8 protein-coding genes are annotated in these 8,831 nt (G+C 48.3%); 3 read left to right on the forward strand and 5 right to left on the reverse strand.

Annotated features, from left to right (window positions below; all coding sequences use genetic code 11):
• From AC4GL5_RS12390 to gloB, 5 genes are all read right to left on the reverse strand, one after another.
• A partial coding sequence (locus AC4GL5_RS12390) for an ABC transporter permease family protein (RefSeq protein ID WP_490383102.1) occupies positions 1-693 on the reverse strand: 693 nt, incomplete at its 3' end.
• A 1-nt stretch (position 694) separates the two neighbouring features.
• Positions 695-1,786 carry a microcin C ABC transporter permease YejB gene (locus AC4GL5_RS12395; protein WP_490383103.1) on the reverse strand — a complete coding sequence of 364 codons (1,092 nt, stop codon included), beginning with the start codon at positions 1,784-1,786 and terminating at the stop codon, positions 695-697.
• Positions 1,787-1,873: 87 nt separating this feature from the next.
• Positions 1,874-3,712 carry an extracellular solute-binding protein gene (locus tag AC4GL5_RS12400; protein WP_490383104.1) on the reverse strand — a complete coding sequence of 613 codons (1,839 nt, stop codon included), beginning with the start codon at positions 3,710-3,712 and terminating at the stop codon, positions 1,874-1,876.
• 173 nt (positions 3,713-3,885) lie between these two features.
• Positions 3,886-5,415: a lytic transglycosylase gene (locus AC4GL5_RS12405; protein ID WP_490383105.1), complete on the reverse strand. Its 1,530-nt coding sequence runs from the start codon at positions 5,413-5,415 to the stop codon at positions 3,886-3,888.
• 177 nt (positions 5,416-5,592) lie between these two features.
• Complete coding sequence (gene gloB / locus AC4GL5_RS12410) at positions 5,593-6,354, reverse strand: hydroxyacylglutathione hydrolase (protein ID WP_490383106.1); 762 nt, start codon at positions 6,352-6,354, stop codon at positions 5,593-5,595.
• Between the two features lie 258 nt (positions 6,355-6,612).
• Between gloB and AC4GL5_RS12415 the strand changes: the two genes are divergently transcribed.
• The 3 genes from AC4GL5_RS12415 to dnaQ all read left to right on the forward strand — a co-directional run bounded on the left by AC4GL5_RS12415 (position 6,613) and on the right by dnaQ (position 8,807).
• A complete protein-coding gene (locus AC4GL5_RS12415; RefSeq protein WP_490383107.1) occupies positions 6,613-7,425 on the forward strand; it encodes a class I SAM-dependent methyltransferase in 813 nt (270 codons plus the stop codon).
• A 154-nt stretch (positions 7,426-7,579) separates the two neighbouring features.
• Positions 7,580-8,023, forward strand: a complete 444-nt coding sequence (gene rnhA, locus AC4GL5_RS12420; protein ID WP_490383108.1) for a ribonuclease HI — start codon at positions 7,580-7,582, stop codon at positions 8,021-8,023.
• A gap of 76 nt (positions 8,024-8,099) precedes the next feature.
• Positions 8,100-8,807, forward strand: coding sequence for a DNA polymerase III subunit epsilon (gene dnaQ, locus AC4GL5_RS12425; protein WP_490383109.1), 708 nt, complete (start codon positions 8,100-8,102; stop codon positions 8,805-8,807).
• The last annotated feature ends 24 nt before the right edge of the window (positions 8,808-8,831 follow it).

The following is an 8,831-nucleotide window of genomic DNA, read 5'->3' on the forward strand; positions in this document are numbered from 1 at the left end:
GACCAAAGCCATCCAGCTGAACAGAAGCATAATCCCCAGTAGCCACCAAAAGTTAGGCTCAACAATGCTGGAGAGAATAATCAGAATAAAAAGGGTCGGCAGGCCTGACCAGATCTCGATAAAACGCTGCCCGAGCAGGTCAATCTTGCCGCCAAAAAAGCCCTGAAACGCGCCAACAAAAACCCCGACGATAGTACTGCCGATGGTTAGTGCAATGGCGAATAACATGGAGATGCGAAACCCATAAATGACTCGGGCAAGCACATCCCGCCCCTGGTCATCAGTGCCCAGCCAGTTTTCAGTTGTCGGTGGGCTGGGAGCAGGTTGATCAAGTTGGTAGTTAATGGTGTCATAGCTGAAGGGAATCGGGGCCCAGAGAATCCAGCCTTCAGCCTGAATCAGCTCCTGAATGTAGGGGTCGGTATATTCCGCTTCTGTTGTGAAATCGCCGCCAAAGCGTGTTTCTGGGTAGGCTTCAAGTGTGGGAGTAAACCATTCGCCCTGATATCGGATCAGTAACGGCTTATCATTGGCGATTATCTCGGCAAAGAGCGTCAGCACAAATAAAAGGCTGAAAACGATCAGAGCCCAGTAGCTTCGACGGTTTTGGCGAAAGCTTTTTAAGCGTCGGCGGGTGATAGGTGACGGCTGCCAGCCTTTTTTATGACTCGGTTTTACAGGTGTCGGATTCATATCAGCGATTTTGTCCTTCAAAGCTGATTCTCGGGTCCACCATAATATAGGTGATGTCACTGACCAGTTTCAGCAAGAGGCCGATCAGTGTGAAAATAAACAGGGTGCCGAAAATGACCGGATAATCCCGTTGCATCACGGCTTCAAAGCCCAACAGACCTAAGCCGTCCAGTGAAAAAATAACCTCAATCAGCAGTGAGCTGGAGAAGAATATGCCGATGAGGGCTGCTGGCATGCCGGCGATAATCAGCAGCATAGCGTTGCGAAAAATATGGCCATACAGTACGCGCTTCTCGGACGCACCTTTGGCTCTGGCAGTCATCACGTATTGTTTGTTGATCTCATCGAGGAAACTGTTTTTGGTCAGCATGGTCAGGGTCGCAAAACTTGAAATAACAGATGCCAGAACGGGCAGGGTTATGTGCCACAGATAATCAGTCATCTGGCTGTACCAGGGAAGCTGATCAAAGTTTTCTGATGTCAGCCCGCGCAATGGGAACCAGTCGAGATAGCTGCCACCGGCAAAGATGACAATCAACAGGATTGCAAACAGAAAATTGGGTATCGCATAACCAACAATAATCACTCCGGATGACCATACGTCAAAGGGCGAGCCGTGCTGAATCGCTTTACGAATACCCAGAGGGATAGAGACACCATAGACGATCAGCGTCGTCCAAAGCCCCAGAGATACCGATACGGGCATTTTTTCAAGAATCAGATCCAATACGGGTTTGTCCCGGAAGAAACTGTCTCCGAAATCAAAGGTCAGGTACTGTCCGATCATCTGTAAGAAGCGCTCGTGGGCGGGTTTATCGAAACCAAACTGCTGCTCAATTTCTTTAATCAGTGCGGGATCAATGCCCTGAGCTCCGCGGTAATCTGATCCGGAACCTGAGCTTTGGGACTGTAGCTCGGTTTGTTGGCCGGAGCCGATTCGGGTACTGGATTGGCTGTCCATGCCGTCCAGTTGTGCCAATACCTGTTCAACTGGGCCACCGGGGGCCGCCTGAACAATAATAAAGTTGAGCAGCATGATGCCAAACAGTGTCGGGATCATCAGAAGTAAACGGCGGGCGATATAGCTCCACATAAGGGATCCTGGTAGCGCAGTTGAAGTCTCTGTTTAATCAAACTCCCGGAGAGTTTGCTCCTGAATAAGGCTCCCCGGGCATAGGTTTTATTTTTCCTGATACCACCAGGTGTCTGTTGCAAGCAGGTAGGGTGGGGTGTTCTCCGGGTGCCTGATTCTATGATCGAAAGCGACGCGATAATGGGTAATCCCAAAGTGTGGCACCAGATAGTATTGCCAAAGGAGCACTCGATCCAGCGCACGGGTCGCAGTTATTAACGCTTTTCGGCTTTCTGCAGAAATCACTTTTTCGACCAAGGCATCAACGACCGGATTTTTAATCCCCATGATATTGCTGGAGTTTTCTTTGTCAGCGTATTCTGAATGCCAGTATTCGCGCTGTTCATTGCCCGGTGAATTTGACTGACCGATACTGTACACAATTATGTCAAAATCAAAGTTGCGAACCCGATTAACGTATTGGGTGGTGTCAACGATACGGGTATTCAGGGTGATGCCCAGTCGCTCCAGATTTTTCTTGTAGGGGTGTACGACCCGTTCGAAGGTAGCGTCGTAGAGTAGCATTTCGATCTCAATCGGTTCGCCATTCTGGTTGACTCGTTTGCCATTCTTAACTTTCCAGCCGGCCTGATTGAGAAGACGGGCTGCCTGACGCAGTTCATTACGGATATTGCCATCACCTTTAGTCTTATTAAGGCTGAACTCTTTTGTAAAGACTTCAGCGGGTAGCTGATCTTTATAGGGCTCAAGAAGCGCTTTTTCTTCTGCTGAAGGCAGACCTTTTGCGGCAAGTTCCGAATTTGAGAAATAGCTCTCTGTTCGGGTGTAGGCACCATAAAAGAGGTTCTGATTGGTCCATTCAAAGTCGAAAGCCAGATTTAGAGCCTGCCGGACCCGTATATCCTGAAACGTGCTCTTTCTTAGGTTGAAAGTGAATGCCTGCATTCCCGTAGGATTCTTATGACTGATTTTTTCCTTGATGATTCGGCCATCTTTAAGCGCGGGTGAATCATAGGCGGTCGCCCAGAATTTTGAGCTGTTTTCCCGACGGTAATTCAGATCACCGGATTTGAATGCTTCAAGAGCGACCGTGTTGTCTCTGTAGTACTCAAAAACAAGTTGGTCAAAGTTATGGCGGCCCTTATTGATTGGGAGGTCTTTACCCCAATAGTTTTCGTCTCTTTGATAGTAGATCGCACGGCCGCTATCGACCTTAGCCATTGTATAGGGGCCTGATCCCAGGAGTGGTGTCAGCGTGGTTTTGGTGAAATCTTTATCCTGCCAGTAGTGTTTTGGCAGAACAGGTACCTGACCGATTATCAGGGGAAGTTCTCTATTTTCAGTCGACTTAAAGTTAAATCGAACGCTGTGGGGACCGGTTTTAGCGATGTTAGCGATATCTGCATAATAGGCGCGATAGAAAGGACGGCCTTTTTCTATAAGCGTGTTAAAGGTAAAAATAACATCTTCAGGGGTGACTGGTTTGCCGTCGTGGAAGCGGGCTTCCCTACGAAGTTCAAATTCGACCCAGCTGTTGTCGTCAGCGCGGGTGACCGTTTTGGCTAAAAGCCCATATTCTGAAAAAGGTTCATCTGCGGAAGACTCCATCAGCGTATCGTAGATGAGACCTGTGCCTGCTGCTGCAACGCCTTTGATAATAAAGGGGTTAAGTGAGTCAAACGTACCGAGGGCTGCCTGTTTCAGGACACCCCCTTTAGGGGCGTTGGGGTTGACATAATCAAAGTGGGGAAAGTCGGCGGGATATTTAAGATCCCCGTGCATCGCCAGACCGTGTTGTGGGGTTGATGCCACTGAGATAGTAGAAGCGGTTAAAATGAAATAAGCCAGAGTTGCTCGTGCGAATCGGTGCATTTTTTTGCAATGACTTAACGTTGCTGCTTGCTTCAGGTTATTGAGCATAGTCATGGGCTCCTGCCGATTTTCTTATATTCTTCAATGGACTACGAAGTTTTATAGGGTTTAACAGAATACGGATCTCAGAATGATAGGCAACAAAAAAGGGTGCGGAGCACCCTTTTTTATCATCTTATTCATCATGTCCGGCATGATAAGGCTAAAAATATATGAAGCCAGTTCAATTAGTGGCTTCGGGTTACGTCGACATAAAGGGTCAGGCTCTGACCCGGTTGCAGATATTTACGTCTATCGATCTTATTCCAGTTAACAATCTGTTTCACACTGACATTAAACTTGCCCGCGATGCGCGCCAGAGAGTCACCTCGGCGAACTTTGTAGCCAACGCGACGAATGATTTTGCGGTTTTTGGCATTACTGCTAACAGCGCGATCAGCTTTAGACCAGATGACAAGTTTCTTTCCTGGCATTAGGGGGTCTGTGGGAGCCATACCGTTCCAGCGTGCTAATTCACGAACACCTACTTTGTGCTTGCGTGAAAGCCCCCAAAAGCTGTCGCCGGGCTGGACGTAGTGTTCGATCTTGTTGCCACCGGTATTACTGCGGTCATAGCTCTGTTTGCGCTTGAGGCGCTGACTGGAGCTGAGCGCGTAGTGACTGGCGCTGGCTTTGGGGATTGGAATCAGAAGCTTGCTGCCTGCGCGGATTGAATTTCCCCGCATCTGATTGGCGTCGCGAATCAGTTCCGGTGTCGTGCGGAAGCGCTTGGCAATACTGATCAGACTGTCGCCGGATTCAACCTTATAGCGTTGCCAGGCAATGCGATTCTTAGGGGGAACTTTTTGTAAGTTCTCGCGAAAAATATCGGCATTTTCAACAGGAACAAGCAGTCGGTGAGGCCCATTTGGTGAAGTTGCCCACTGACTGTAGCCTGGGTTTAGCAGATACAACTCGTTGATGGTGATATCGGCCATCTTTGCAGCCTGGGCGAGGTCAATCTGAGCCTCAGTGTTAACGGCGGCAAAGTAGGGCTCGTTTGGAATATGGCGGAGTTTAATGCCGTATTTATCCGAATATTTAACCAGTTTTGCCAGTGCAATCAGCTTAGGGACATAAGCTTTGGTTTCAGCCGGAAGTTTGAGAGCCCAGTAATGCGTGGGTCTGCCAGCCTGACGGTTTTTACGGATCGCTCGGTTAACTGTGCCGCCACCGGAGTTGTAGGCCGCAAGGGCATGCATCCAGTCACCGTCAAAGCGACGTGCCAGTCGATCAAGATAGGTCAGAGCAGCATCGGTAGAGTCGAGAACATCCCGGCGACCGTCATACCACCAGTCATTTTCTATGCCGAAGTAACGTGCTGTGGAAGGAATAAACTGCCACATTCCGGATGCGCGGCCGTGGGAGTAGGCAAACGGGTCATAGGCGCTTTCCACAATAGGCAGTAGTGCCAGCTCGCCAGGCAGGTTGCGTGCTTCCACTTCTTCTACTACATGGAACATATAGCGCTCAGCACGGGTAAAGACCCGTTCCAGGTAGCGGGGATGACGCTTGTACCAGTTTAGTTGGGCTTCGATACGAGGATTGTTGGTATCAAGATCCAGCTTAAAGCTCTGCAGCAGACGATCCCACAAATTAAACTGAGGCAGTGCTGGTGTATCCCAGGAACGCCATTCGGTACCGGGGTTTTCAAAGCTTGGATTCGTTAGCCCCAGATCCTGAATGGTCTGCTCACTTTGAGCACGATACGTGTTCAAAGAGATGAAGTTTTCATCTGCAGGGGGTACGACAGCTTGTGTCGTCTCTTCCGAGCCGGGTTTGGTTGTAATACAACCGCTTAATGCCAATGATAAGGTGAAGGGTAAGAGGCATAACCCGGTTTTTCTGAATTTGTTTACCATAATAAATAAAGTAATAACTACGTACGGTCCTGATTAAAAATTGTCTTTCCACTGACGAATTGTGGCAAAAACTTCAACAGGATCAATAACTAAAGAGCCCGATTGCTCCGTGGCGGCAGCGATGACCGGGGGCTGGTGACTTCTGAGGAACGGATTATGACATTTTTCATCGCCAATTGTCGTGGGTAATGTCGGTAAATTCCTGTTACGAATCTGATCTGTTTCATGAATGGCTTTAAGAATATAAGGGCTGTCCGGCTCTACGGCAGAGGCGAACTTCAGGTTGGCCTGAGTGTATTCGTGAGTGGCATAGACACGTGTTTCGTCGGGCAGCGTGGCCAGCTTCTGTAGAGACTGATACATCTGCTCTGGTGTTCCTTCAAAAAGACGCCCGCAACCTCCATAAAAAAGCGTGTCGCCACAGAATAAAATCTGCTCTTTTGGCGCATAAAAGCCGACATGATCCAGTGTATGTCCCGGAATCGATAGCGTGTTGAACTCAGTGCCCAGAACCGTGACTTTATTACCGTCATTGAGTATTTCATCCGTACAATCTTTTACATTGGCACCATAAGCCTTGACTGAGTAGGTTTCCTTAAGCGAGTTCACTCCTCCGGTATGATCTTTATGGTGATGGGTGATCAGAATCCCCTCAAGGATTAGCTTCTCTCTTTCAAGGTATTCGATAACAGGTGTCGCATCTCCGGGGTCGACGACCCAGGCTTTTTTATCACTGTTGGTCAGGATCCAGATGTAGTTATCATTGAACGCGGGAATCGGTTTAATTGCTAACATAGTGAACTCTCTGGGTTAGTCTGGGATCAAAGCTGATCTCTGTCAGTTATCCGGTGTCTCTGGTTAACTGATTGTTTTTCATCATAATGACTTAGCTGATACAGATCTTTCAATAGCGTTTGGTTCAATGAGCCTATCATGGTGTGTCATGCTGGTCAGATAACCGTGTGTTATTTTGTCACTGGTGGGTTATGCCTGATGTCCTGATAATACGTTAAGTGTTCGTCGTTTTGATTCAATGTAAGGTAGAGGGCTGAAGTGAAATTTACCGGTTTGCGCAAAGACAATCGAACGCTCGCTGCATTCTCTGATGCTCTGGAGCTTTGGTGGCGTCAGCCCCTGGGGCGGGAGCTTTTTGAAGCAGAGTCGGCTCGTCTTGAGCCTTTTCTGGCCAAAACCTTTGGCTACCATTTTCTGAATTTGGGGGTATCGCCCCATGTCAGCCTGGAGCACCTGTCTCCTATTAAGCATCCAATTGTCTGGAGCCCAAAGCTGGTTACCGATGCCGGAGATTCGGTTCTGGTTTCAGAACCGGATGCTCTGCCTCTGCCAGATGACAGTATTGACGTGGTTTTGCTGCACCATCTGTTGGATTTTGTTGAAAATCCTCATGCTGTTTTGCGTGAAGCGGCACGGGTTACCCAACATAAAGGGCATTTGATCATTGTTGGTTTTAACCCTATGAGTAGTTGGAATGCTTGCCGATTAGTGCGGTCCCGGAAAAAAGTCCCTTGGGGCGGTCGTTTTATCGGGCTGGGTCGGCTGAATGATTGGCTGACGCTGCTGGATTATCGTATTGAAGATGTCGAAACCGTCATGTTGAGGCCTGCCGTTAATAGTCGTAAATGGCTGGACCGGAGTCGTTGGTTAGACTCGGTCGGTGTGCTTAATCGCTTTGGAGCCGCTTATATTATCTGGGCAAAGAAAGAGGTTGGCTGTTCGACACCGATTCGAAAACCGTGGCAGCAAAAGCAGTTTATCCCGGGAGTTGTTCCTTCCGCTTCAAACAAAGGCATGAGCCGCCCTAAAGTGATGGGAAAACCGGCCTCCGGCACTGATCTGAAACGATGACTGTTTTGCTGGTTCGTTTGTAAATTTTGTCCGCTAATGCATTTTATTTGTTAGTATTTCTCGTTTTTAAAATGACGTTCAGGGCTTTTTCAGACTGACGTTGTACGTTTTTTTAACAGAAAGTGATTGGTTTATTTCCTGGGCAGGGGTGGTTTTGAGTAAGCACGTTCAAATTTTTACCGATGGCGGATGCAAAGGGAATCCCGGGCCAGGTGGCTGGGGTGCGATTCTTTACTATGGCGATGCCAAGAAGGAGATAAAAGGCTCCGAAGCAGAAACCACAAATAATCGCATGGAACTTATGGCTGCTATTCAGGCCCTTGAGCTGCTAAAACGCCCTTGTGATGTTGAGTTGACGACAGATTCTCAATACCTGCGACAAGGGATTACTCAATGGATTCATAACTGGAAGAAAAGAGGCTGGAAGACAGCGGATAAAAAACCAGTGAAGAATCAGGATCTTTGGCAGCGATTGGATCAGGCGGTCAGTCAGCATCAGGTGAAATGGTCTTGGGTTAAAGGTCATGCGGGTCATCCGGATAATGAGCGGGCCGATGAACTGGCTAATGAAGCGATTGCCGAGTTGCTGGCGGGTTAAGTTTGCTGTTATTGCAGCACGGTACGATGCTTTTGATTCACCGATTTTTAGACACGTGTTGAGAATATAGATCCCCATGAGACAAGTTGTACTGGATACTGAAACCACCGGCCTTGAAGCATCCCAAGGGCACCGGATTATTGAAATCGGCTGTGTGGAGCTGATTAATCGCAAGTTTACTGGCCGAACTTACCATCAGTATATTCACCCTCAGCGGGAAATTGATGTTGAGGCTCAGGAAGTGCACGGTATTTCCCTGGAATTTTTGAGCGATAAGCCTGTTTTTGCCCAAGTTGCTCAGGAGTTTTTTGAGTTTATCCGCGGTAGCCAGCTGGTCATTCATAACGCCCCCTTTGATGTGGGCTTTATGGATTACGAATTTAAATGGTTGGATGAGGCAACCGGCTCAAACTTTGGTAAAACAGAAGATCACTGCCAGATACTCGATACCCTGGTGATGTCCCGCCAGATGCATCCCGGCTCACGTCACTCTCTGGATGCACTCTGTAAAAAATACGATATCGATAACTCGCACCGGGAATTGCACGGCGCTTTGCTGGATGCCGAGATTCTGGCTGATGTTTATCTGCGGATGACCGGTGGCCAGACCGACCTAAAGCTGGTTGCCGAAAGTGATGAGGGTGGCAATGATCACTCTGACGTTACTGCGATTCACCGTTTGCCCGCTGATCGGAACCCGTTACCTGTGATCATGGCGTCAGATGAAGAGTTAGCAATCCATCAGGAAAAGATTGAAAAAATTGAAGGCCTTTGGAGTCGTTGATCAGTCTGAAGTGAATCTTTTTTA

This window comes from Oceanospirillum sp. (assembly GCF_982874595.1).